Annotated in this window: 21 protein-coding genes; 18 read left to right on the forward strand and 3 right to left on the reverse strand. The window is 54.0% G+C overall.

All coding sequences use genetic code 11. The features are described from left to right. The first annotated feature begins 396 nt into the window (after positions 1 to 396). From pyrG to AAA927_RS05900, 3 genes are all read left to right on the forward strand, one after another. A complete protein-coding gene (pyrG, locus tag AAA927_RS05890; RefSeq protein ID WP_338216582.1) occupies positions 397 to 1,995 on the forward strand; it encodes a CTP synthase in 1,599 nt (532 codons plus the stop codon). Between the two features lie 368 nt (positions 1,996 to 2,363). After that, complete coding sequence (gene murA / locus AAA927_RS05895; protein WP_338216584.1) at positions 2,364 to 3,656, forward strand: UDP-N-acetylglucosamine 1-carboxyvinyltransferase; 1,293 nt, start codon at positions 2,364 to 2,366, stop codon at positions 3,654 to 3,656. A gap of 93 nt (positions 3,657 to 3,749) precedes the next feature. Beyond that, positions 3,750 to 4,001, forward strand: a complete 252-nt coding sequence (locus tag AAA927_RS05900) for a type B 50S ribosomal protein L31 (RefSeq protein ID WP_125579480.1) — start codon at positions 3,750 to 3,752, stop codon at positions 3,999 to 4,001. 142 nt (positions 4,002 to 4,143) lie between these two features. Here the strand turns inward: AAA927_RS05900 and AAA927_RS05905 are convergent, their stop codons facing one another. Both AAA927_RS05905 and AAA927_RS05910 read right to left on the reverse strand, forming a co-directional pair. Beyond that, complete coding sequence (locus tag AAA927_RS05905; RefSeq protein WP_338216587.1) at positions 4,144 to 6,861, reverse strand: FtsX-like permease family protein; 2,718 nt, start codon at positions 6,859 to 6,861, stop codon at positions 4,144 to 4,146. A gap of 11 nt (positions 6,862 to 6,872) precedes the next feature. After that, the gene (locus tag AAA927_RS05910) at positions 6,873 to 7,577 is read right to left on the reverse strand and encodes an ABC transporter ATP-binding protein (protein WP_125579482.1); all 705 of its coding nucleotides are present in this window, start codon (positions 7,575 to 7,577) and stop codon (positions 6,873 to 6,875) included. Between the two features lie 130 nt (positions 7,578 to 7,707). Here AAA927_RS05910 and AAA927_RS05915 point away from each other — a divergent pair, with 130 nt between their 5' ends. The 9 genes from AAA927_RS05915 (at position 7,708) to AAA927_RS05955 (ending at position 14,832) form a co-directional block, all read left to right on the forward strand. After that, a complete protein-coding gene (locus AAA927_RS05915) occupies positions 7,708 to 8,349 on the forward strand; it encodes a TetR/AcrR family transcriptional regulator (protein WP_338216590.1) in 642 nt (213 codons plus the stop codon). Between the two features lie 55 nt (positions 8,350 to 8,404). Then, a complete protein-coding gene (locus AAA927_RS05920) occupies positions 8,405 to 10,063 on the forward strand; it encodes a MutS-related protein (RefSeq protein ID WP_338216592.1) in 1,659 nt (552 codons plus the stop codon). Then, on the forward strand, positions 10,060 to 10,461 hold the full coding sequence (locus AAA927_RS05925) for a hypothetical protein (RefSeq protein ID WP_338216594.1): 402 nt from the start codon (positions 10,060 to 10,062) through the stop codon (positions 10,459 to 10,461). The genes AAA927_RS05920 and AAA927_RS05925 overlap by 4 nt, the downstream gene beginning before the upstream one ends. Before the next feature lie 359 nt (positions 10,462 to 10,820). Next, the gene (locus AAA927_RS05930) at positions 10,821 to 11,486 is read left to right on the forward strand and encodes a DUF2238 domain-containing protein (protein ID WP_338216597.1); all 666 of its coding nucleotides are present in this window, start codon (positions 10,821 to 10,823) and stop codon (positions 11,484 to 11,486) included. A 93-nt stretch (positions 11,487 to 11,579) separates the two neighbouring features. Beyond that, a complete protein-coding gene (locus tag AAA927_RS05935; protein WP_338216599.1) occupies positions 11,580 to 11,951 on the forward strand; it encodes a GntR family transcriptional regulator in 372 nt (123 codons plus the stop codon). Continuing rightward, positions 11,944 to 12,810 (forward strand): ATP-binding cassette domain-containing protein, encoded by an 867-nt coding sequence (locus AAA927_RS05940; protein WP_338216601.1) that lies wholly within the window; start codon positions 11,944 to 11,946, stop codon positions 12,808 to 12,810. Before AAA927_RS05935 ends, AAA927_RS05940 begins: the two co-directional genes overlap by 8 nt. Next, positions 12,800 to 13,459 (forward strand): hypothetical protein, encoded by a 660-nt coding sequence (locus AAA927_RS05945; protein ID WP_338216603.1) that lies wholly within the window; start codon positions 12,800 to 12,802, stop codon positions 13,457 to 13,459. Before AAA927_RS05940 ends, AAA927_RS05945 begins: the two co-directional genes overlap by 11 nt. After that, on the forward strand, positions 13,456 to 14,160 hold the full coding sequence (locus AAA927_RS05950) for a hypothetical protein (protein ID WP_338216605.1): 705 nt from the start codon (positions 13,456 to 13,458) through the stop codon (positions 14,158 to 14,160). The genes AAA927_RS05945 and AAA927_RS05950 overlap by 4 nt, the downstream gene beginning before the upstream one ends. A gap of 12 nt (positions 14,161 to 14,172) precedes the next feature. Continuing rightward, the gene (locus AAA927_RS05955) at positions 14,173 to 14,832 is read left to right on the forward strand and encodes a hypothetical protein (RefSeq protein ID WP_338216607.1); all 660 of its coding nucleotides are present in this window, start codon (positions 14,173 to 14,175) and stop codon (positions 14,830 to 14,832) included. Between the two features lie 45 nt (positions 14,833 to 14,877). Here the strand turns inward: AAA927_RS05955 and AAA927_RS05960 are convergent, their stop codons facing one another. Next, a complete protein-coding gene (locus AAA927_RS05960) occupies positions 14,878 to 15,507 on the reverse strand; it encodes an SMI1/KNR4 family protein (RefSeq protein ID WP_338216609.1) in 630 nt (209 codons plus the stop codon). A gap of 98 nt (positions 15,508 to 15,605) precedes the next feature. Between AAA927_RS05960 and AAA927_RS05965 the strand changes: the two genes are divergently transcribed. The 6 genes from AAA927_RS05965 (at position 15,606) to alr (ending at position 22,598) form a co-directional block, all read left to right on the forward strand. After that, positions 15,606 to 16,364 carry a hypothetical protein gene (locus AAA927_RS05965; RefSeq protein ID WP_125579522.1) on the forward strand — a complete coding sequence of 253 codons (759 nt, stop codon included), beginning with the start codon at positions 15,606 to 15,608 and terminating at the stop codon, positions 16,362 to 16,364. Between the two features lie 59 nt (positions 16,365 to 16,423). Further along, a complete protein-coding gene (locus AAA927_RS05970; RefSeq protein WP_338216611.1) occupies positions 16,424 to 17,812 on the forward strand; it encodes a UDP-N-acetylmuramoyl-tripeptide--D-alanyl-D-alanine ligase in 1,389 nt (462 codons plus the stop codon). Between the two features lie 144 nt (positions 17,813 to 17,956). Further along, entirely contained in the window at positions 17,957 to 18,799 is an 843-nt protein-coding gene (locus AAA927_RS05975; protein WP_338216613.1) for a helix-turn-helix domain-containing protein, read from the forward strand. A 441-nt stretch (positions 18,800 to 19,240) separates the two neighbouring features. After that, positions 19,241 to 20,737: a degradosome RNA helicase CshA gene (cshA, locus tag AAA927_RS05980; protein ID WP_338216615.1), complete on the forward strand. Its 1,497-nt coding sequence runs from the start codon at positions 19,241 to 19,243 to the stop codon at positions 20,735 to 20,737. 368 nt (positions 20,738 to 21,105) lie between these two features. Beyond that, entirely contained in the window at positions 21,106 to 21,462 is a 357-nt protein-coding gene (acpS, locus tag AAA927_RS05985) for a holo-ACP synthase (protein ID WP_338216617.1), read from the forward strand. Between the two features lie 2 nt (positions 21,463 to 21,464). Next, positions 21,465 to 22,598 (forward strand): alanine racemase, encoded by a 1,134-nt coding sequence (alr, locus tag AAA927_RS05990; RefSeq protein WP_338216651.1) that lies wholly within the window; start codon positions 21,465 to 21,467, stop codon positions 22,596 to 22,598. Positions 22,599 to 22,608 lie beyond the last annotated feature (10 nt).

Below are 22,608 nucleotides of genomic sequence, written 5' to 3' on the forward strand. Positions count from 1 at the left end.
AGAAACCGTTGACGTGCTCCTAACCACAATTGAGACGATTGTGGACGCGAGGCCATCAAGTGAAGGCAATACTGTTATGAAGCAGGTGAGGGTGGGGTGGCAGAGGGACGCGGTGGCGGTTCACATTTGAGGCTGGAGACCGCATTTTGGCTCCAGCCGACCCCCGCTGCAGGACCACCGCGTCCCGGCGCCACACCGCCCTCACCTGCGGCTATTCGTCGAGCCAAGGCCGCCAATCTCCACAGCCTTTACTTGACACCCACCCTCCTTCCAGTTACTATATTGCTTGGGCGCCTTACAGAAAACGTAAGGCCAGACGGTTTCAAGCTCCCTGTTCGATTGAATAGGGGGCTTGTTTTTGTTTTTTCCCGAAAAAATTCACAAAGGAGTTTTCTCATGACCAAGTATATTTTTGTCACTGGTGGGGTCGTGTCATCACTAGGTAAGGGGATTGTTGCAGCCAGCCTTGGCCGCTTGCTGAAAAACCGCGGCTTGAAAGTCACGATTCAAAAGTTCGATCCATATATCAACGTGGATCCAGGCACCATGAACCCTTATCAGCACGGGGAAGTGTTTGTGACGGATGACGGCACGGAAACCGACCTGGACCTTGGCCACTACGAGCGCTTCATCGATATCAACCTGAACAAGTACAGCAATGTCACGACCGGGAAGATTTATTCTGAAGTGCTGAACCGCGAACGTCACGGTGAATACCTGGGTGCCACGGTGCAGGTCATTCCGCATATCACCAACATGATCAAGGAAAAAATCATGCGGGCGGCGACCAAAACCGACTCTGATGTGATTATCACCGAAATTGGTGGGACCGTGGGGGATATCGAATCCCAACCGTTCCTAGAAGCCATTCGTCAGATGAAAAAAGACGTCGGCCCGGAGAACGTCTACTACATTCATGCCACCTTGGTACCATATCTGCGCGCCGCTGGCGAAATGAAGACCAAGCCAACGCAGCACTCGGTTAAGGAATTGCGTAACGTTGGCATTCAGCCGGATATGCTGGTACTGCGGACGGAACAGCCGGTCACCGAAAGCATGAAGAAAAAGATTTCACTGTTCACGGATGTGCCGGTGGCGTCAATTATCGAGTCACGCGATGCCAAAATTTTGTACTCCGTGCCGCTGGCAATGCAGGCTCAAGGCATGGACGAACGCGTGGTGGAGCACTTTGGTTTTGACACCCCAGCTGCGGATATGAGCGACTGGACCAATCTGGTCAGTCGGGTGGAAAACCTGCAAGACACGGTGCACATTGCCTTGGTCGGCAAGTATGTGGAGCTTAAGGACGCGTACATTTCCGTCACTGAAGCGCTGAAGTCTGCGGGTTACTTCTGGAATGCCAAGATCGATTTGAAGAAGTACCAGGCCGAAGACATTACGGAAGCTAACGTCAAGGAACTGCTCGGCGATGCCGATGGGATTTTGGTGCCAGGCGGCTTTGGGGATCGCGGCTTGGAAGGCATGATTACCACCATTAAGTATGCCCGAGAAAATGATGTGCCATTCTTCGGTATCTGCTTAGGGATGCAAATGGCGTCCATTGAATTTGCCCGCGATGTGGCTGGCTACAAGGATGCCTTCACCACGGAAGTCAGCAAGGATATCAAAGATCCTGTAATCGATATCATGGCTGATAAAAAGAACCTGGAAAACTTAGGCGGCACCTTGCGCCTCGGCCTCTACCCATGCGTGCTCAAGCCTGGTTCAGTGGCAGCAGCGGCTTACGATAACGTCAAAGAAATCGACAAGCGTCACCGTCACCGTTACGAATTCAACACCGACTATCGCGCGGCGCTGGAAGCTAAAGGTTTGGTCTTCTCTGGGACCAGCCCAGACAACCGGTTGATGGAAATCATCGAATATCCGAAGAACAAGTTCTTCGTTGCCCCACAATATCACCCTGAATTCCAATCTCGGCCAACCAAGCCAGAAGGTCTGTTCAAGGCTTTCATCAAGGCGGCTGGCAATTACTAAAAGAAATTTCTTACTTGGAAAAGTGCGGTGCTTCGCGCTTATCATCAAGCAAGGTCAGCACTAACTTTGAAGTGTCAGCGAAACGCTGGCACTTTTTTGTTAGAGTGCTAATGGCAATTTGCTGAAAACGGCGGTGCGACGGGAGATTGCGGGTTGTTTTTTGCGCGCGAGTTCATTAGAATATAACGGTGAATGTAGTTTTGAAACCTTCACGCCTACCAGTTAACGAAATTTTCATTTCGAAATAATATTCGGCCGAATTCGACGCCTGCGCCGAATTTCGTGTGCCGCTTTCAGTGGCCCAACGCAAAGCGCCAATTTTTGCGGTGGTTGCTTCTAGTGAACGTCTTTTAGTGAGGAAAAAATTCATGAAAAACATGCTGATTCACGGAGGCAAAAAGCTCTCCGGCACCGTCGTGATTGGCGGGGCGAAGAATAGTACCGTGGCGCTGATCCCAGCCGCGATTTTGTCTCGCACGCCTGTCACGCTCGAATCTGTTCCTGAGATTCAAGATGTCTACAACCTGATGGCCATTTTGGAAGAGATGAACGTCAAATCGCAGTTTTCTGATTGCGTCCTGCATATCGATCCCACCCAGATTCAAGATGTGCCGCTGCCCAATGGTAAAATCAAAAGTTTGCGCGCTTCGTACTACTTCATGGGGGCCTTATTAGGGCGCTTCGGTCGCGCGGTGGTCGGCCTGCCTGGCGGGGATGATATCGGCCCGCGCCCCATTGATCAACATATTAAAGGGTTTGAGGCGCTAGGCGCCACCGTGACCAATGAACATGGTGCCATCGCCATCCAAGCGCCCAAGGAAGGCCTGCATGGCGCCCGGATTTTCCTCGATATGGCGTCAGTGGGGGCCACCATCAACGTGATTTTGGCGGCGGTCACCGCCAAAGGCCATACTGTGATTGAAAATGCGGCTAAGGAACCTGAAATTATCGACCTGGCCACTTATTTGAATAACATGGGCGCCACCGTGCGCGGCGCCGGGACGGATACCATCCGGATCGAAGGGGTCGCAGAATTGGCGGCCCACAACGCCCATACCATCATTCCCGATCGGATTGAAGCGGGTACCTACTTAGCGATGGCCGCTGCCGTGGGTGATGGCATCAATGTCAAAAACATCATTTCTGAACACTTGGACGCGTTTTTGGCCAAGCTGGAAGAAATGGGGGTCGTGATGGATGTCGGCGAAGATAATATTTTCGTCTATCCTTCCGGTGATTTGCGGATGGTGCAGATCAAGACCTTGCCTTATCCGGGCTTTGCCACGGACTTGCAGCAGCCGATCACACCGCTGATGCTGAAGGCGCAAGGGGAAGGCATTATTGTCGACACCTTGTATCCCAAGCGGGTACGCCACATTCCAGAATTAGAGCGGATGGGCGCCAACATCACCGTGGAAAATGATGTCATTATGCTCCACCATGCGGATCATCTGGAAGGCTGCGAAGTCACCGCCGAAGAAATTCGCGCCGGGGCTTGTCTGATGACTGCAGGGCTGATGGCGGAAGGCGACACGACCATCACCAAAGCGGAGAATATCCTACGCGGCTACGACCGTGTGATTCAAAAACTGCGCGGGTTAGGCGCCGATGTGGAGCTCGTTGATAGTGAAACGCCAGCCCCAGTCCAAGCCGAAAACTGATTGCAAGTTTGGCTTTGGCATGATAAAATGCTAGAGTTGTGTACTGAATTATCTCTAGGTCAGGCAATGACTTAGGGCAAAGGAGAAGATATCATGAAGCAAGGCATCCACCCAGAATATCACCAGGTAGTGTTCATGGATTCCTCAACCGGCTATAAGTTTATTTCCGGTTCGACCAAGAACTCAAGCGAAACCATCGAATGGGAAGACGGTAACACCTACCCACTCGTCCGCGTTGAAATTTCTTCTGACTCCCACCCGTTCTACACGGGCAAGCAGAAGTTCAGCAAGGCTGACGGCCGTGTTGATCGTTTCAACAAGAAGTACGGTTTCACCAACAAGTAAAACATTTCCCGGCATGTTGCGGTTTGTCTGCGACGTGCCGGTTTTTGATTCAAAAAAATCCACCATCACCAGTCAATGAATGTTATTCATTCATCGAGCAGTGATGGTGGATTTTTTGCTTTCAGCGCCAGGGATAAGGCGATTAATCCACCGACTTCAAGGCTTCAAGCATGTCAACGCTTTGAATTTTATGATTCATCATGAGCATCACGAGCAGTGAGAAGACAATCGTCAGGCCAACGGAAATCCCGATGTTAAGCCAGGTTAACCCCGGTGCAACCATCGCGGTAGCCGGCGGCAATAGCGCCATGATGTAAGCATGGAACGCGTAGCCAACGCCGATGCCGGCGACAATCCCGACCCCAGTTAAGATGTTGGTTTCCCGGTAAATGTACATGAGCACTTCTCGTGGGTAGAACCCAAGCACTTTCAGGGTGGACAGTTCGCGGACGCGCTCGGAGACGTTGATGTTGGTTAGGGTGTATAGCACGACCAACGACAGCAGTGAGGCACTGAGTACCAACACGAGAATTAAGTTATTCAAATTACTCAAAATGTTGGTGATGGTGCGTTTGGTTTCTTGCGATTGCACCGTTTGCACAGCGGCGGCCTTGTGGTTGAAGCGGGCGGCAAAGTGGGTCACCGCTTTACTGGTGCTGTGTTTCAGCGTCACCAGGTAGGCATTTGGGCTGGCCTTCGTGTGGTAGACCTGCTGGTAGTAGTGTTGGTTCATGTAGACATAGTGGCCGGCATACATCGTGGTGATGGCGGCGACTTTAATCTTGTGCGCGGTACCGTCGCTAGCTTTAATGGTGAAGGAATCACCGGCTTTGACGCCTTGCAGTTTGGCGAGTTTCTGCGAGATGATGGCCCCTTGGTTGGTGAGGGTGAGTTTTTTGCCGGTTTGCGCATCCCGGAGCTTGATGTACTGATCTAGGGCACTGGTCGTTTGGGGGACCATCAGAGAGATGTTTTCGCGGGAATCAGAGCTGCTGGTGGTGGCGTAAACATTCTCAAAGTAGGCGGCGGCTTCGCGCTTGACTTGATTGGAAGCGGTCACGGCTTTTTTCGCCGCGCTGACCTTGGCGGCTTGGGCATCAGGGTTGTAAACCGCCACCAGATCATATTGGCTGATTTGGCCAAATTGCCGGTCGATGATGGTGTTGAGGGAATCACGAATCCCAAAGCCGGTAATCATTAAGGCGGTCGCGCCAGCCACCCCGATAATGGTCATGAGCATGCGCCCTTTGTAGCGGAAGAGATTGCGCGCGGTGACTTTGTGCGAGAAACTCATGCGCTGCCACAGCGGGGTGATGCGTTCAAGCAAAATGCGCGAGCCGCTGGCCGGCGGCTTTGGGAGCATCAAGTCCGCCGTAATCGTTTTGAGTGAAGCATGGGCCGCGAGCCAAGACGCGAGGACGGTCGAGAATAACGCCAGGGCAAAGCCTAAGGCAATATAGCCGGGATGCAAGGCCAGTTGCAAGCTAGCAAAGTTGAAGTTGGCGGTGTAGGCACGGAAAATGATTCGTGGCAGCACCAGCAGCCCTAGGATACTGCCTAACACCGTACCAGTGATGGCGGTGGTGACACTGTAAACGAGAAATTCGCGCATAACTTCGCCTTTGGTGTACCCCAAAGCGCGCAGCGTGCCCATTTCGATGCGTTTTTCTTCCACCATCCGCCGCATGGTGGTGAAGCTGACCAAAATGGCGATCAAGAAGAAGAACGCGGGGAAGGATTTGCCCAGGGCGTCGATGCGGGCGGCGTCTTCGCCATAGTTGTTGTAGCCATCGTTGTAGTCATTGCGGGTCGCCACAGTCAAGGTGACCTGGCTGAGTTGCCGCTTGGTGTTTTTGGCGGTGGCAACTTTAGCCTTGGCTTGAGTCAGCTGTTTTTGCTTCGTGGTTAAGGCGGCTTGCTGCTGGGTGAGCGCGGCCTGCTTGGCGGTGAGTTGCGCAATGGCGGTGGTATTTTGCGTGGCCTCGGCCTGGGTCATTTGGCTCGTCAGCTGGGTTTGGGCCGCGGTCAAGGTGGCCGATGCGCTTTGCAAGGCAGCCGTGTTGGTCTTAATGGCTTGTTCAGCGGTGGTGATCTGGTCGATTAAGTCACTGCGCAGGCTGGTGACCCGGGCCTTATTGCGACGGTTCAGCGTTTTTTGCAGTTTGTTGACCAATGTGGTGGCATGATGCTCATAAGCCGTTGAGTAGGCGACGCCTTTGGTGGTGCTGAAAGCTAGCCGCGCGACATTGGGCTGGTTGGCTGTAAACGCGGCTTTCGTGGTGTAAGCAAAGCCGGTTAAGGTCCCATTACCCAAACTCGTTGAACCGATTTTGTCTTTCTTCAAGTATTCAGTTGAGGTGGCAAAGCCCACCACAGTGAAGTTGCGGTGCTTGAGACCAGTCGTGGCGCCGGTTTTGCCTGCCGCTAGGGTGATGGTATCGCCTAGTTGATAGCGGCCGCGCAAGCTGTCACTGAGGACGATTTGCTTGGCAGTGTTGGCTTGATGACCTTTAGTGAGGGTTAACTGCGACAAGGTCTGGGGGTTGCTTTGAATGCGCAGCGCCTGCGTTGTGTTTTTGATCAAAACGTCGGTGGTATAGCCAAACTCGGCTTTTTTAATGCCGCTGAGTTGGCGAATAGTGGTTTGGTCTTTGGCGTCAAGGCTGACCGTTGAGGTGACTTTAGCGTCAGCCAAGTGTTCTGCTTGGTAGGCCGTTTGCGCGGTTTGGCGCATGTTGGGGCCGGTGACATTGAGGCCAATCAAAACGAAGACCCCAAGCATCAGGAGCGCTGACACCGAGAAATAACGCGCGCGAGACATTTTGAACTCGCGCCCAATATTCTTATTTAACATTGTCATGAGGCGGCCTCCTACCATTCCAACTCAGCCACCGGGGTCGGCTGGGCATTGCGGGTATCGGCCTTGACCTGACCGTCGGCAATTTCAATCACATGGTCTGCCATCGGCCGGATCATGGAGTTGTGGGTCACGATGATGACGTTTTTGCCGGATTGCCGGGCGAAGTCTTGGAACAGTTGTAAAATCTTTTTACCGGTTTTGTAGTCCAAGGCGCCGGTGGGTTCGTCAGCTAAGAGCAGGGCAGGATTTTTGGCCATGGCCCGAGCGATGGCGACGCGTTGCTGTTCACCACCAGAGAGCTGGGCCGGGAAATTTTCCGTGCGCTTTGCCAGCCCCACGGCCTTGAGCGCCTCGTCAGCTGGCATTGCCTGATCGGCAATTTCAGCGGCCAGTTCGACATTTTCCCGGGTGGTGAGGTTTTGCACGAGGTTGTAAAACTGAAAGACAAAGCCGATTTGTTTGCGGCGATAAGTGGTGAGACCGCGTGAATCGAGGTCGCCCAGTTCGATGCCGTTCACGTTGACTGACCCGCTGGTGAGGTGATCCATCCCCCCAAGCACGTTCAAAAGCGTGGACTTGCCGGCGCCGGAAGCGCCTAAGATGATGGTGAGCTCGCCCGGCGCGATGTCGAAGCTGATGTTTTGATTGGCGGTGACGGCGTGGTCGCCACTGCCATAGGTTTTGGTTTCGTTTTTCACGGTGATGAAATTCGTCATTGCATTTTTCCTCCAAGCCGTTAATAATGAACAACGTGTTAATCAAATTACTCTCATATTAAACAACGGCTCGTGGCCAGTTCTATGCACAAATTTTAAAAAACTGTTCAGTAAAAGGAGAAAAAATAACATGCCTACGCATCAAGAACGGGTCGTCCAAACGGAAAAGGCGATTATGTCGGCGCTGGTCGCCGTTGGTAAAACCAAATCCTTGAATAAAATTACCATCAGCGATCTCACCCGTCACAGCGGGATTAGTCGCGGCACGTTTTATTTGCACTATCTAGATAAAGATGATTTGGTGACCAAAATGGAAGCGGCACTCACCACTGAATTTCAGCGCCTGTTAGACGGGGGCATCGAAGGCACCATGAATCCGCAAGACTTTACTGCTGGGCGCCCTTATCCGGTGATTGACCAGATTGTGGCCTTGGTCGCAGCCAATCGCGCTTTACTGGCGTTTCTATTTGGCCCGAATGGTGATCCTGGATTCGTGGCTTTACTGACGGATAAGTTGCAAACGGCCATTCTCGGCGAGTTGTACCGGGTAAAAGGAACTCCGACGTTTCGCCGCGATCTGCCGCAGCCTTATGCCTTAAGCTTGGTGACCAATGCCATCATGGCGGTGGTGCGCACCTGGCTGGCGGGTGAAGATAGCCTGCCACCGGCTGAATTGGCGCAAGTCATCATGCGCGCTTTGTATTTCTCGCCGTATGACATGCTGGGGATTACAGGCCGCGACGACGTTTCCGATGAGAATCATCACAATTGACAGCACTAGTGGCAGTGCTATTCTGAGTGCAATAATGAAAAGTGAGGCTGGGCGAATGGACAATACTTGGTGGTGGCTATTGGGATTAGTGGCCCTTTTATTTGGCGGCATGCTGTTTAGTGCCTGGCGAGCGCGCCAGCAGTTGCAAACGCGGCTGTTGATGTCGTGGGGCCAGCTGCCAGGCCGCACGCGGCAGGACAGTGAGGCGAGTTTGCAAGAGGCCTATGCGGCGCAGCGGCAGTTGCATCCCCAAGGCAGCACGATTGATGATTTGACTTGGCATGATCTTAATTTGATGCAGGTATTTCAGCGCGTGAATCTGACCGAATCAAGTGTTGGGGCAGAGGCCCTGTACGCACAGATGCGAGGGTTTGATTTTGGCCAGCCAGCAACCGATGAACAGTTGATTGCCTTTTTTGCCCAGAATCAACCGGCGCGCATGGCGGTGCGCACCGCTTTTGCGCATCTTGGCAAGGTCGATCACAACCAGTCGCAGCAGTACCTGTTGAATGCCGATCACCATGTGCTACCGGGCAGCTGGCAGTTTCGGATGCTGGGTTTATTGCCGCTGGTTGGCGTCGCCCTGATTTTTGTGCTACCGCTGGCCGGTGTGCTGCTGATGATCGCCAGTTTGCTGTTTAACTTGGTGTACTATCAGTTGCGCCGCAACGCGCTGGAGCTTGAACTCAATGCCATGCGCTATCTTGTGCAAACCATCGCTGCGGCCCACCAGCTCAGTGGCATTAACACCCCGCGGCAAGCGGCTTTGAAAGCGGCCTATGCCCCGCTCAAGCAAATCACACGGCATGCGTTTGTGTTTCGCACCCACACCGGCACGGAATTGGAAGTGGTAATGGATTATCTGGGCATTTGTTTCATGTTGCCGTTTATCGCCTATAACTCGGTGCTGCAGACGTTGACCGCGCAGCGGCAAGCGGCGCTGACGTTGTGGCAGGAGTTGGGGCAGTTGGAGGTGGCGATTGCCATTGCCAACTTCCGCCAAGCCAGTCCGGTGGCCTGCCAGCCGACTTTTACGGCGGATGCGGTTGAAGCGCGAGGCCTGGTGCATCCCTTGCTGAAAAAGCCAGTGGCCAACGATCTGAACTGGCGCCAAACCGCTTTGATTACCGGCAGTAACGCCTCAGGGAAGTCCACTTACGTCAAAAGTGTCGCGATCAACTGTGTGCTGGCGCAAACCATCAACACCGCCACCGCCAGCAGTTTTGCCTTGGCCCCAGGGCATGTGGTGACAGCGATGGCGGTGCAAGATGACATTACTGCGGGCGATAGCTACTTCATCGCCGAAATCAAAGCCATTCAGCGCGTGCTGAAACTAGCCGCCCAAGGTCAGCGGGTGTATGGCTTTATCGATGAAATTCTCAAAGGGACCAACACCATTGAACGCATTGCTGCTTCTGCTAGTGTCGTGCAATGGCTCAGTCGCACCAAGGCGCGGGTGATGGTGGCCACGCATGACAGTGAGCTGACCGAGATTTTGAAAGCGTTAGTGATTAACTGGCATTTCCAAGAAACGGTGACGGCCAGTGGTGTCACCTTCGACTATCAGTTGCATCAAGGACCGGCGACGTCGCATAACGCGATTGCCCTGTTGTCGACCATGGCTTATCCCCAGCCGATTATTCAAACTGCGCATGATTTGGTGGCAGCGTTTGAGCAGACCCGCAGTTGGCCGCAAGTGGAGCAGGCAGAATGAAGCAGGTGGTGGTGGGCCTCGGCGCCGTCCTAGCCTTATTGATGATTGGCATGGTGCCGCTTAGTGCCATGATTGCCGTGCAGTTAGGCGTGTTAAGTTGGCTGGGCTATGCTTGGCGGGTGGCCTTTTGGTACATGGTGGTGGCAAACGTCGCCGCTTTTGCGCTCGGCTTGTTCACCGATGGGTTAAGCGAGACTTTGATGCGCCTCCAGCCCACTTGGGGGCGGCAGCAGCTGGTGATGCTGGGCCTGAACGCCGCAGTGTATGCGGCGGTGGCCTGGGGGTTTCAACTGCAGTTAACAGCCAGCTTGATCTGGCTGCTAGCGGCGGAGGGGACCTTGGTGGCTTGGGTGATTGAGCTTGGCATGACAAAAATAACAGGTGAGGCTGAAGTTTGATTGGTTGTACACAAACTAATTGTCAAAATCTTAAAAGATATATTAGGCTGAGCTAACCATCAAATCCGCAATTAAGGTGGCATAACCCAACAATTCCAGCAGTAGATATTGACTTGGTGCATTAAATAAATTATTTTTACGAAAACTGAACTCAAATTTCGCGAATAAGTTATATGATTAAATCATCGTAAGGCAACAGGAAATCAGCCTTATGCTTACACACTAACTTACACTCCCAAAAAAGTTCCCCCAAACTTTTCCACCAGCGATGGTGGTTTTTTTTTTGCCCTCGAATGAGGCGGCGCGATTTGCAGCACAGGGGCGGGGTCTGTACACTAGAAGAAAAGGAGTGGGCTTTTATGCAGCGTTTATTGAAAGGATTGTATGGCCTGAATCTGCTAGGCGCGGTGGGCTACTATGTCGTCTGTTTGCCGGCGTTGCTGGCAGGGCATCCCATTTACCCTGGCCAAAAGGGCTTGCTGGCCCAGGTGGCAGCAGGCGTCTTGCTGGCGTTTTTGCCTCTGATCATCGAGCATGGCTTTAAATTTCGCTTTCCGCTGGTGCTGAAGGTCATTTACGAATGCTTTATTCTCGGTTCGGTGCTGCTGGGCACCGGGATGCAGTTCTACAATATTCCGTACTGGGATAAGTTCTTACATCTCTTCTCGGCCTCACTGCTCGCCGGCTTAGGCTTGGCGCTGTACAGCGCACGCACCCCGGTGGCCAAGCGGGCGGACATTGATCCAATACTGATCTCAGGCTTTGCGTTTTGCTTTGGTACCACCATCGGCGTGTTCTGGGAGTTTTATGAATTCACCTTTGATGGTTTGCTGGGCATGAACATGCAGCGCTTTTTGGCTAACGGTGTGCCGCTGGTCGGGCGCGCGGCGCTGATGGACACGATGGGCGATTTGTTTGCCGATGTGTTTGGGGCCTTGGTGCTGGCCGTTTGGGCGTATGTCATGCTTAAACGCGACCACAAATGGCTGCAGCCGTTTACCTTTACTAAATTAACGACGAAATAAGGATTGACACCGCATTCATAGCGGTGTATTTTTATGCCGTAGGTTAGTTGCTCATATAACTAACCAATTAACCACGAGAAAGGAAGGCCGTCGATGCATTTTGATGCGAATAGTGTGATACCACTGTACCAACAAGTCGCCGATGCGTTCACGGCTGGCATTCTCAGCGGGGCGTTTTCAGAAGGTGACCAAATCCCCTCCACGACCGAAGTTTCACGGCAATATCAGTTAAACCCAGCCACGGTGTTGAAGGGGATGAACCAACTGGTCGCGGCCGGCTTAATTGAGAAGCGGCGCGGGCTGGGGATGTTTGTGACGACTGGCGCTCAGGCTAGGCTGAGAGCGCAACGCCAAAGCGCGTTTTATTCACAAGAGGTCGCCACCCTGCTAAAAACCGCAAGGCAACTTGGAATCAGCAAGGCGGATCTGCTCGCCGCCATTGAAAGAGGGTATGGGCATGAGTGAAATTACGGTTAAACAGGTGACTAAGCGCTACGGTGCCAAGCAGGTGCTCAAAGGCGTTGACCTGAACCTGGCCGCTGGGCACATCTATGCATTGCTGGGGCGCAATGGCGTGGGTAAAAGTACGCTGCTGCGCATGATCAACAATCGCACCCTAGCCTCCAGCGGCAGCATCACGATGGATGGCCAGTCCGTGGTGGACAACGAAACCATTCAGAACCGGGTTTATCTGATGAATGATTCGCCGCTGTATCCGATTGACAAAACTGTCAGTTGGCACTTTCATACTGCCAAGCTGTTGTTTGGCGGCTTTGATGAAGCTTTCGCCGCCCATCTGGTGAAGACTTTTCACGTGGACCAGACCCGGCAGTTGCGCCAGCTGTCCACTGGCTTTAAAACCATTGTGAAGTTGATCATTGCGTTGTGTGTGCCTTGTGATTTTATTTTGTTAGACGAACCGGTGTTAGGGCTGGATGCGCCGAATCGGGAACAGTTCTATCAGGAACTGCTCGCGACCTACGCCCAACGGCCGCGGACTTTCGTCATTGCCACGCATCTGATTGAGGAAATTGCGACCTTGGTGGATCATGTCTTCGTGCTTGCCCATGGGGTCGTCACCATCGACGAGGCGGCGGAAACGCTGCAAGCGCGCGGTCGCGCCGTCAGCGGCCCCCACCAGGCTGTGGCGACTTACTTAGCCGCGACCCCGATTCTGTCGCAAACAACGATGGGCCAGCTGACCACCGCTTACACGATGAATGTGCCTGCCACACCGGCCCCGGCGGCGGTGCAGGTGACGGCCCTTAATTTGCAGCAATTGTTCATTGCCTTAACGCGAGAGGATGAGAGCGATGCGGTTTAAACAGTTGCTGGGGCTGAGCTTAACTCAGCTCGGCAAAATTCTAGGTGGCGGCATGCTCTTTGCCGGGATTGGGGCGCTGGTGCTGGGACTGGGCATGGGTAGCGAGGTGGTGCCTGGGCGGTACTTATTATGGTTTGTGGCATTGTTTGGCGGCTTGTTTGCCATCGACTGGACAGCCGGTTTTGCCTTTCAAAATGGCATCAGTCGCCGCACCATGTGGCAGGTTGCTATGGTCGTGATGCTGATCTTAGCCACGATTGGCAGCTGCGGTAGCTGGCTGGTGCTGACGCTGCTTCACTTGGCTGGGCAGCCAGTCGCAGCTGGGGATTGGTTAACGTTGAGCGTGATGTGGTTGCAGCTCGTGGTGTGCCAATTGGGCGGGCTGGCGATTGGGGCCTGGAATTTAAACCGCCGCTTTGGCTGGGCGCTTTTGGGACCAGCGTTTTTGCTGCTGTCCATTTGCGGCGCGTTGCCTCAAATCGTCAATCAGGCACCAACGGCCCCGGTGCTGTATGCGCTGTGGTGGACTTGGAGCGAGCAGTGGCCACTGGCGTTAGGTTTACTGGTGGTGAGTGCGGCTGGGGCACTGGCGACCCGGCTGATATACCGGGGCTTGGAAGCACCGCTGTTGCCGGAGGTGGGCCAATGAAATTCAAAGTTTTGTTGAAACTGCAAGCACCCCTGGCTTTGCTGATGTTTGGCTCTATTTTTGGCTTTGTCACCATCGGGGCAACGGTGATTGTGCTTCTGCTGCATCCTGATGATCCAGCGTTCGGGCAGGTGATGTTCAGCATGCTCATGGGGTATGCCGTGGTTTTTGGCATGCTGGGAGCTTCCTTGATCACCATCAACGATGGCCTAAGCTTTGCCTTTCAATATGGGGCGGCCCGCCAGACTTTGCTGAAAAGTACGCTGGCTACCTTTGCCTTGGTGGGCGGTTTGGCGCTAGCGCTGGTGTCAGTGGCAGAAGCCCTCAGCCAGCCAGTGGTCGGCTTTGCATGGACGCTGCTACCAGGTCTGAATCCTGGGCCACTTCAGTTGGGCTTGCTGTGGCTACTGGTGTTGGCGGTGTGTAGCCTAGAGGGGTGGCTGTTTTTAGTCACCCTCAGACTGCGGCCTGCGCGTCGCTTCAAAGTCGTGATGAGTGGCCTGGCCGTGGTGGTGATTGTGATTGTAGCGCTGATTGCGGCGGTGATGTTGTCAAAGCAAGTGGCCGAGGTGTTGCACCAAGTGGGCCAATTCTTGTGGGGCGGCCCATGGCATCTGGCTCGGCTACTGGGGCTGGTGACGGTTATTGGTATCTGGGGCTTGTGGCGTAGCTTGCGAACCAGTGAAGTGGTGGCTCGCTAGGAGGAAAGTAGCATGAAACTACGGTCGGTGTTACTGATACAACTTAAACATGGCGCAGCGCGTTATCTAGTGATGGGCCTTGGGGTTGCCGGTTTTGCGTATGCGAACAGTCAGACGGCCCAAGTGTTTTATACCTTTCCTTGGTTATTGATTTTGCTCAGCGCGATTTTGACGCCGTTACATACGGCGCGGCTTGGGGTTCAATATGGATTGAATCGGCGGCATATGGTCAGCGGTGAACTAAGCGTCGCCCTTGGCAGTGCCTTATGGTTTACTGCGGTACTTTGGTTGACCGCTAGTTTGACGGCGCCGCACACGGTGATGTTTTACATCGACCGTTATGGGGCCTACGACCTGCGCGGCGCATACCTGTTGCTTGGCACGCTGGCGATGACGCTCGCCGGTGCCCTGCTGCGGGCCTATCACAACAGCCTGAAGCTGGTCGTCCCTTTAGCGCTGCTTGGCGGGATGATCAGTGCCGAGACTTTTCCCAGCGCCAAGCCGGCTACGGGAATCTTGGCCAAATTCTTATACCGACCAGCGACCCCTAGTGGCCAGCCTTGGATGAGTCTCCTGCTGCTAGCCTTGCTTTGTCTCGTGCTGGTGGGGCTGATGCTTTGGGCATACCGGCGCTTTGAATTGCGACCAAGCGAAGTGGCGCGACCAACCTGACCGCAGCTAAAAAAATCGACCCGGGCCGGGTCGATTTTTGCCTATTCAGCTAGACAAAACGGTGCGGATTTGGGCGTCAAATTGACGCCACCGGTAATCACGAGCAAACTGTAATTCTTCTTTGAAGGCCGCCGTGGCCGCCAATTCAGCTTGGCGACTGAAGTAAACGAGCCAGGCGCCATAATCATTGGCAGGCAGATTTAGCCGGGCGTAGGTCAGCACGCCAGGCAGGGCTGCTTCATCGGCTACTAAGGCGGCATGGCCAAATGCTTGCGGTGATGGGGCATCGTCCAATTCGGGCGAGCGCCAAGTCAGTTGCCGCCAAAAGCTGGCCCAATCTGGGGACAACGTTAGCCATTGGTCCACTTCGGTATCGATGTAGCGAATGCTAGGCGGATTTTGCGCAAGATCAAAGCAAAAATACCGCGCCTCGATTTGGGCAAAGGGCACCAAGTTCGCCGGCAGCGGCGCCTCAAGTCGCGGCCCAATGGTGGCGAAGGCGTGAATCACCGCCCCGTCGATGGCATCGCTGGTGGGTTCTGGCGTGGGGAAAAAGTACCGCCGTGGCCACTGGCCGGTAGCGACCAGGGCATAATAGTCAGCAGGAATTGCAGCCAGTTGCGGGATGGTGGGCAAGGCAGTTGGCGGCGTCACTAAGTTAGGCCATTTGAGCATGATCATCGCCTCATTTCAATGTCTATCTTACCAAAGGTGGAAGGCGCGCAGGGTGGTTTTGAAGTATAATCGGAGGGTAAGGAGAAGGAGTCATGACGATGCGGAATACTTTGGTCTATGTCCATTATGAACCACTGGCGAATATGTTCTTAACCGCCGGCATCTCGGCAAGCGATGTGTTGAATTCAGCGCCGACGCCGTTTCGCCATTTACTGCTGCTGCCGCCGGTTGATGAGGATGAATTCATCGATCCGCACACCGGTTTCAATGAGGTGAGTGGTGAGGAAGCGGTCAAGACGTTCATGCGCAGTAAAGCCGCCCGCACGCGCAGCTGGCTGGATTACCGCCATGCCAATTACCTGCGGGAGCTGCTGCCGACTGAAATTGCGGAGTTACTTTACCTTGGGTTCACCAAGACCCATATCACCCCACCTTATTACTATAAATTGCAAAATCAGCTGGTGTTCTTGCCGATGCCCAATGACATGGTGACCATGTATTTCCGCACCACCAAGCGTTTCAGTCAGACCCTGGCCACGGCGATTGTGCGGCATTTGCGGCTGGCGGCCAATGATCAGCCGTTTTGGCTCCGCCTGCGCGCCCAGCATTTCCCGGCAGTGTCGACAACGGTGCTGGCCGATTTGTTCCCGCTGTTTGAAGAAGGGGTGCTGCTCGACTTCAGCCGCGGCCTATTTAGCCGTGATCAAGTTAAAATTCCGCTTTACCAGGTGCAAAATCGTTTTGTTCCGGAACAGCCACTTGATCAAGATGGCCTCAAACGCGTCGGGGAGTTGAGTTTGATTCGCGAAACTAACCAGTGGCAGTTGCGCCTGCGGGAAAAAGTAGCAGAGCGCTAAGCATTGCGCTACAATATGAACGCTGTGAATTTTAAGGATCAACGCTAGGAGAGTAAGTCATGAAAATGAAGTTAAGCGAAATCGCTCGGGTTGTGGGGGCCGAGTATTCGGTGCCGGATTCATTGGCGCCGACGGTTACGGGCGTCGCGTTTGATACGCGTAAGCTCCAACCCGGCGATTTATTCATCCCGCTGCAAGGTGAGCGTGATGGGCACACGTTCATTTCAAATGCGGAAGCAAAAGGCGCCTGTGCGACTTTTGTGGCCGCCGACCATGCGCCTTTTGCCACCCGCTTGCCGCAGCTGGTGGTTGAAGATCCCTTGGCCGCGTTGAATACGCTGGCGCGGTATTACCTGCTGATGAAGGTTAATCCCAAAGTGGTGGCCATTACCGGCAGTAACGGGAAAACCACGACCAAGGATATGACGGCAGCGATTTTGGCCACACAGTATCACGTCATCAAGACGCAAGATAATTACAACAATGAAATCGGGGTGCCGATGACGATTTTGGCCATGGACACCAATACCGAAGTGCTGGTTGTGGAAATGGGCATGGATCGCCCAGGCCAACTGCATGAACTGAGCAACCTCGTGGCGCCTGATGTGGCAGTGATCACGATGATTGGCGAAGCGCACATCGAGTTCTTCAAAACGCGAGATAAAATTGCCGACGCCAAAATGGAAATCACTGATGGCCTCAAAGAAGATGGGTTGTTCATTTATAACGGCGATGAGCCGCTGCTACGCGAGCGGGCAGAGCACGTGTCCCAAGAGCAAAAAACCTTTGGCCTCGAGCCAGAAAACATGCTTTACGCTCGCGACATTGAAGCCGGGGAAACACACACTGAATTCTCCTTGTCCCGCTGGCCAGATTTGCGGTTCTCGATTCCGATGATGGGTGAATGGAATGTGGCCAACGCCTTAGCCGCGATTTTGGTGGGCCGGCGCTTCCATGTCAAGCCGGAAGCGATTCAAAGCGCTTTGCGTGATTTTCCAGTCACCAAAAACCGCACGCAATGGGTGATGGGGGATGCCGGCGAGTCGATTCTAAGCGATGTCTACAACGCCAATCCCACGGCGATGAAGGCAGTGCTGGGCGACTTCGCGAAGTTCCCATGCCAAGGCCGCCGCATTGCCGTGCTGGGGGATATGCTTGAACTAGGTGAAGCTTCAGCGGCCTTGCATGCCAGCGTCGCGGAAGCCTTGGATCCTAATCAGATTCAGGAAGTTTACCTCTATGGGGATGAAATCGTCAGCCTCAAGCAGGCCTTGAGTGCCAAATATGCCCCGGAGCATGTGCATTATTTTCCGAAGGCTGAACAGCGCCGTCTGATTGTGGCGTTGCAAGATACTGTGATGCATGACGACTTGGTGATGCTTAAGGCCAGCCATGGGTTGCACCTGGAAAATGTGCTGCAGGCTTTAGTCGACGGCACGAGCGAATAAGCAAAAAAGCGGCCAGCGTGCCGCTTTTCTTGTACTCAAGCGTTGGTTGATAGGCAAAATCGTGCGCGCCAGCTAGACTGAAAGCAACCTCAAAACAAGAGGCACTGGTCGGCAGTCCCGACCGGAAACAAGGAGGAATTTCACATGCAAATTTTCGATGCGCAACATATTGGTCAACAAATCGCAACGGCCCGCAAAGCCAAAAACATGACGCAAAGTGCTCTCGCCGATCAGCTCGGTGTTTCCTATCAAGCGGTTTCCAACTGGGAACGGAGCCAGAGCCTGCCTGATATCGATAAATATGCCCAGCTGGCTGAAGCTCTAGACCTGGATTTGGCCACGTTAATTGGCTCTCAGGAAGGCGCCCATACCGTAGTGGTCATCAACGACGATGACGCCGCAGTTGATAGCACCACTTTAACTGCTGCCGCGCCGGTGATGAAGCCCCAAGCCGTTGACGCCAAAGCGGCCAAAGTTGACTTGCCCATGGATAAGCTAAAAATGGTGGCGCCATTTTTGAGTGAAGCCACCCTGGTTGAACATCTGGAAGCGCAAAAGCACGAGCCCGGTTTTAACGAAGCCTTGGTCGAACTGGCGCCCTTCATTGGCCAGGCGAACATCGAACCACTGGTGGCGGATTTGGATGTCACCAAGGAGGCCGATCAGGCGCTGTTATTCAAACTAGCGCCATTTCGCACTTATGATGCTAATGACGAAACTGCTAAGGCCATCTTGGCGCAAACGCACAGTCTGAAAGCGGTGAAGAAGTTGTTCCCATTCTTAAGCAAGCCAACTTTGGATGACTTGTTCACGCAAGCGGCCCAGGCCGACTCACTGGACAAAGGGCTCACCGCGATGGCGCCGTTTGTTTCCGAAACCGCGGTCGCCGCACATGTCAAAGCCTTGCTGCAAAACGGCGACAGTCAAGCGGCGCGCGCATTTATGCCGTTTCTGTCGGATGCGGGGTTGCTGGGGCTGATGAACTAGATAGTTTAACCAAGGCCAGTGCGGCGGATGTTTGCTGCACTGGTCTTTTTTGATGCCGCCAAACCTGGACTGGCGGGTGGGGTGTGGCTGGACTCCGCAGCCTTAGTCGCGCTGCGTGAGGCCAACGCCCGAGCAGCTAGCTACGCCTAGAGCCTCACTGCCAAAGTCCGGCAATAATGCTCTAGGCTTGATCAGTCTGTAGTGTGAAGCACGTACAGACTGACATGCGGTAGAAAGGCTACCTGACCGGCTAAGTACGGCCGACCTCCGCAGCCTGCATGCGGCCTTGGTTTGTGTTCACTGCTTATTCGTGGTAAGCTATTTGAGATGCTTTTCAGAAAAAGGCATGTCAGAAACTAGAATATTTACAAAGTCAGGGCCCCTTACACTACGCTCTGGTTTGTAAAAGAGCGTGTGGTGAACACACAAGGAGGAACTTGCTTGAAATTTAAAGAATTAGGTCTCGATCACGATTTGCTGAAAGCCATCTCACGGTCTGGGTTTGAAGAAGCAACACCGATTCAGGAACAAACCATTCCGCTGGTGCTGCAAGGCAAAGATGTGATTGGCCAAGCGCAAACCGGGACAGGGAAAACTGCTGCCTTCGGTTTGCCAATCTTGCAAGCCATGGACTTAAGCGATCGGTTTGTCCAAGCACTGGTCATTTCCCCGACCCGTGAACTCGCAGTCCAGACGCAAGAAGAACTGTACCGCCTCGGCAGCGACAAGCACATCAAAGTCCAAGCCGTTTATGGTGGGGCCGATATCCGCCGCCAAATTCGCGGTTTGGCGGATCATCCGCAAATCGTTGTGGGGACCCCAGGGCGGCTACTTGATCACATCAACCGCCACACCCTGAAGCTGGCCAACTTGAAGACGTTGGTGCTGGATGAAGCGGATGAAATGCTCGACATGGGCTTCATTGAAGACATTGAAAAAATCGTGGAACAGGCACCAGAAGGCCGTCAGACCTTGCTGTTCTCAGCGACAATGCCGCAACAGATCATGAAGTTGGCTAACAAGTTCATGCACGAACCGGTCACCGTTAAAATTAAGTCCAAGGAATTAACCGCCGACACTGTGGAACAATACTACGTGCGCGCGAAGGATTATGAAAAGTTTGATATCATGACCCGCTTGTTCGACGTTCAGTCCCCAGAATTGACCCTGATTTTTGGCCGTACCAAACGGCGGGTGGATGAATTAACCCGCGGTTTGAAGGCGCGCGGCTACCGTGCTGAAGGCATTCACGGCGATTTGACCCAGCAAAAGCGGATGAGCGTGCTGCGTCAGTTCAAGGCCGGCGAACTGGATTTTCTTGTGGCTACCGATGTGGCGGCCCGTGGTTTGGATATCAGCGGCGTAACGCACGTTTATAACTACGATATTCCCCAGGATCCTGACAGCTATGTTCACCGCATCGGCCGGACGGGCCGGGCCGGGAAGAAGGGCGTTTCCGTTACGCTCGTCACCCCGAACGAAGTTGAATACCTGCACTCCATTGAGGATTTGACCAAGAAGCGGATGCTACCACTGAAGCCACCGACAGAAAAAGAAGCCTTCATCGGCCAAGTTTCAACCGGGCTTGAAACCATCAAGGGTCAGATGACCGATGCTGACGACTTGGAAAAGTATCAGCCAATGGCCGAAGGGTTGCTGGAACAATACAGTGCCTTGGATTTGGTCTCGGCATACCTGAAGGCCGTTTCGCCTGAAGATGCCTCTGCGGTGCCAGTCAAAATCACCCCAGAACGGCCGTTGCCTCATCACGGTCATGGTCGTGGCAACTATCGTGGCAACAACAGCCACGGCGGCTATCGCGGTAACAATCGCAATGGTCACAACAGTGGTCGCGGCAAACGCGATTTTGACAAGAGCCGGCGTTTTTCTGAAAAGCGGTCGGAACGTCAAGGCGCCAAGCGTAGTTTTAAGAAGTAACCGAAAGCTCGTCTCTGCGGAGGCGAGTTTTTTTATTCGGAAGTGCGGTTGGCCTTCGCTACCTGTAGTTGCGCTCAGCTGGGCAACGTCCGAGCAGCCTAGGCTATCTGTCGGACTAAAAGCGCCCCGCTCCGCAGCCTGTAGTTGCACTGCGGTTGGCCAATGCCGGAGTGGATAGCTACGACCAAGGCCTCGCCGTCCAAGTACGACGGCAATGCCTTGGCCTAGGCTACCCATCCGGCTAAGTGCGGCCCCCCTCCGCTACCTGTAGGATTCATGCCACGATGAACAATTTTCAACCCGATGCGCCAGACATGAAGACCCTTCAGGCTTATAATGAAAACAACACATGAGAAAGGGTGGGCGCGATGATTGCTGGTTTAGGCATCGACCTAACCGAACTGGCGCGGATTGAAGCCGCGCAGAATAAGAATACTGGCTTTGCGAAAAAGGTGCTGACGCCCAACGAGTACGCCCAATTTGCTAAGTATAACGGCGCGCGGGCGGTAGAGTATTTGGCGGGGCGTTTTTCGGTAAAAGAATCCTACGCCAAGGCGTATGGTACGGGTTTAGGGCAGGTGCAGCTGCAGGATGTGGAAACGCTCGATGATGACAAAGGCAAACCCGTCATCACCAGGCATCCGTATCCAGGCCAGGCTCTGGTGTCGATTTCGCACACGGCCACGTTAGTGATGACAGAAGTAATTTTGGAGGCTCAAGCATGAGTATGGTAACAGCAACCCTGCGCCCAAGTCGCGTGGAAATCAATGAAACGGCGATTGCCCACAACGTTCAGCACGCCATTGCCGGACTCCCTGATCAAACCGCGCTGTTCGCGGTGATCAAGGCCGATGCTTATGGTCATGGTTTGTTGCGGGTGGCGCGGATTGCGCAGGCGGCTGGTGCTAGCGGCTTTTGCGTGGCCGTCCTGGATGAGGCGCTGGCGCTGCGCCGCGCCGGCTTTACACTACCGATTCTGGTGCTCGGCATTATTGAGCCTGAGTATGCACCGATTGCGGCGGCCAATCATATCGCTGTGCCGGTGGGGGATGCCGACTGGTTGCGGCGCGCCGAAAAAGGCCTGACCGAGGAGAGCTTGCCACCTTTGGCGATCCATTTGGCCCTGGACACCGGGATGGGCCGGATTGGTTTCCGCACGCTGCCGGTGCTGCAGGAAGCCCTGAGTGTGATTGCCGGGCAGCCGGCCTTTCATATTGAGGGGTTGTTTACGCATTTTGCGACCGCCGATGAGCCGGATCCGACTTACTTCAAAATGCAGGTTGAGCGCTTCAAAACTTTCCTCGCTGCTTTGCCTGAGCGGCCCAAGTACGTGCATGTGGCCAATTCCGCCACGAGCCTGTGGCATGCCGCGTGTGACTGCAACCTGGTGCGCTTTGGCGTGGCCATGTATGGACTGAATCCTTCAGGGCGGGCGATTGAAGCCACTCCTTATCCACTGGAACCAGCGCTGACGTTGAAGTCTTCGTTGAGTTTTGTGAAACAGATCGAAGCCGGCGAGGCCGTCTCATACGGTGCCACCTATCATGCGGCTAAGGCAGAATGGATTGGCACCGTGCCACTGGGTTATGCGGATGGCTGGCAGCGGCGCCTTCAAGGTTTTCACGTCTTAGTTGACGGGCAGGCTTGTGAAATCGTTGGCCGTGTCTGCATGGATCAATTTATGATTAGACTCCCGCATGAGGTGCCGGCTGACACGCCGGTGGTGCTGATTGGCCAAAGCGGCGCCGCCAGCATTTCGCTGCAGGATGTGGCAGATTATGCCCACACGATTCACTATGAAATCGCCTGTGGGTTAAGTGAACGCCTGCCGCGGGTGTCAGTCGCCCCATTCAACGCGTAATCTCCGAGCA

The organism is Lacticaseibacillus salsurivasis (assembly GCF_036246225.1).
In the GTDB taxonomy this organism is placed as follows: Bacteria; Bacillota; Bacilli; order Lactobacillales; family Lactobacillaceae; genus Lacticaseibacillus; species Lacticaseibacillus salsurivasis.

What these genes read in the sequence shown, in the direction of transcription:
- pyrG (WP_338216582.1), top strand. Translation starts at nt 397, where the DNA reads ATGACCAAGTATATTTTTGTCACTGGTGGGGTCGTGTCATCACTAGGT.
- murA (WP_338216584.1), top strand. Translation starts at nt 2,364, where the DNA reads ATGAAAAACATGCTGATTCACGGAGGCAAAAAGCTCTCCGGCACCGTC.
- AAA927_RS05900 (WP_125579480.1), top strand. Translation starts at nt 3,750, where the DNA reads ATGAAGCAAGGCATCCACCCAGAATATCACCAGGTAGTGTTCATGGAT.
- AAA927_RS05905 (WP_338216587.1), bottom strand. Translation starts at nt 6,861, where the DNA reads ATGACAATGTTAAATAAGAATATTGGGCGCGAGTTCAAAATGTCTCGC.
- AAA927_RS05910 (WP_125579482.1), bottom strand. Translation starts at nt 7,577, where the DNA reads ATGACGAATTTCATCACCGTGAAAAACGAAACCAAAACCTATGGCAGT.
- AAA927_RS05915 (WP_338216590.1), top strand. Translation starts at nt 7,708, where the DNA reads ATGCCTACGCATCAAGAACGGGTCGTCCAAACGGAAAAGGCGATTATG.
- AAA927_RS05920 (WP_338216592.1), top strand. Translation starts at nt 8,405, where the DNA reads ATGGACAATACTTGGTGGTGGCTATTGGGATTAGTGGCCCTTTTATTT.
- AAA927_RS05925 (WP_338216594.1), top strand. Translation starts at nt 10,060, where the DNA reads ATGAAGCAGGTGGTGGTGGGCCTCGGCGCCGTCCTAGCCTTATTGATG.
- AAA927_RS05930 (WP_338216597.1), top strand. Translation starts at nt 10,821, where the DNA reads ATGCAGCGTTTATTGAAAGGATTGTATGGCCTGAATCTGCTAGGCGCG.
- AAA927_RS05935 (WP_338216599.1), top strand. Translation starts at nt 11,580, where the DNA reads ATGCATTTTGATGCGAATAGTGTGATACCACTGTACCAACAAGTCGCC.
- AAA927_RS05940 (WP_338216601.1), top strand. Translation starts at nt 11,944, where the DNA reads ATGAGTGAAATTACGGTTAAACAGGTGACTAAGCGCTACGGTGCCAAG.
- AAA927_RS05945 (WP_338216603.1), top strand. Translation starts at nt 12,800, where the DNA reads ATGCGGTTTAAACAGTTGCTGGGGCTGAGCTTAACTCAGCTCGGCAAA.
- AAA927_RS05950 (WP_338216605.1), top strand. Translation starts at nt 13,456, where the DNA reads ATGAAATTCAAAGTTTTGTTGAAACTGCAAGCACCCCTGGCTTTGCTG.
- AAA927_RS05955 (WP_338216607.1), top strand. Translation starts at nt 14,173, where the DNA reads ATGAAACTACGGTCGGTGTTACTGATACAACTTAAACATGGCGCAGCG.
- AAA927_RS05960 (WP_338216609.1), bottom strand. Translation starts at nt 15,507, where the DNA reads ATGCTCAAATGGCCTAACTTAGTGACGCCGCCAACTGCCTTGCCCACC.
- AAA927_RS05965 (WP_125579522.1), top strand. Translation starts at nt 15,606, where the DNA reads ATGCGGAATACTTTGGTCTATGTCCATTATGAACCACTGGCGAATATG.
- AAA927_RS05970 (WP_338216611.1), top strand. Translation starts at nt 16,424, where the DNA reads ATGAAAATGAAGTTAAGCGAAATCGCTCGGGTTGTGGGGGCCGAGTAT.
- AAA927_RS05975 (WP_338216613.1), top strand. Translation starts at nt 17,957, where the DNA reads ATGCAAATTTTCGATGCGCAACATATTGGTCAACAAATCGCAACGGCC.
- acpS (WP_338216617.1), top strand. Translation starts at nt 21,106, where the DNA reads ATGATTGCTGGTTTAGGCATCGACCTAACCGAACTGGCGCGGATTGAA.
- alr (WP_338216651.1), top strand. Translation starts at nt 21,465, where the DNA reads ATGGTAACAGCAACCCTGCGCCCAAGTCGCGTGGAAATCAATGAAACG.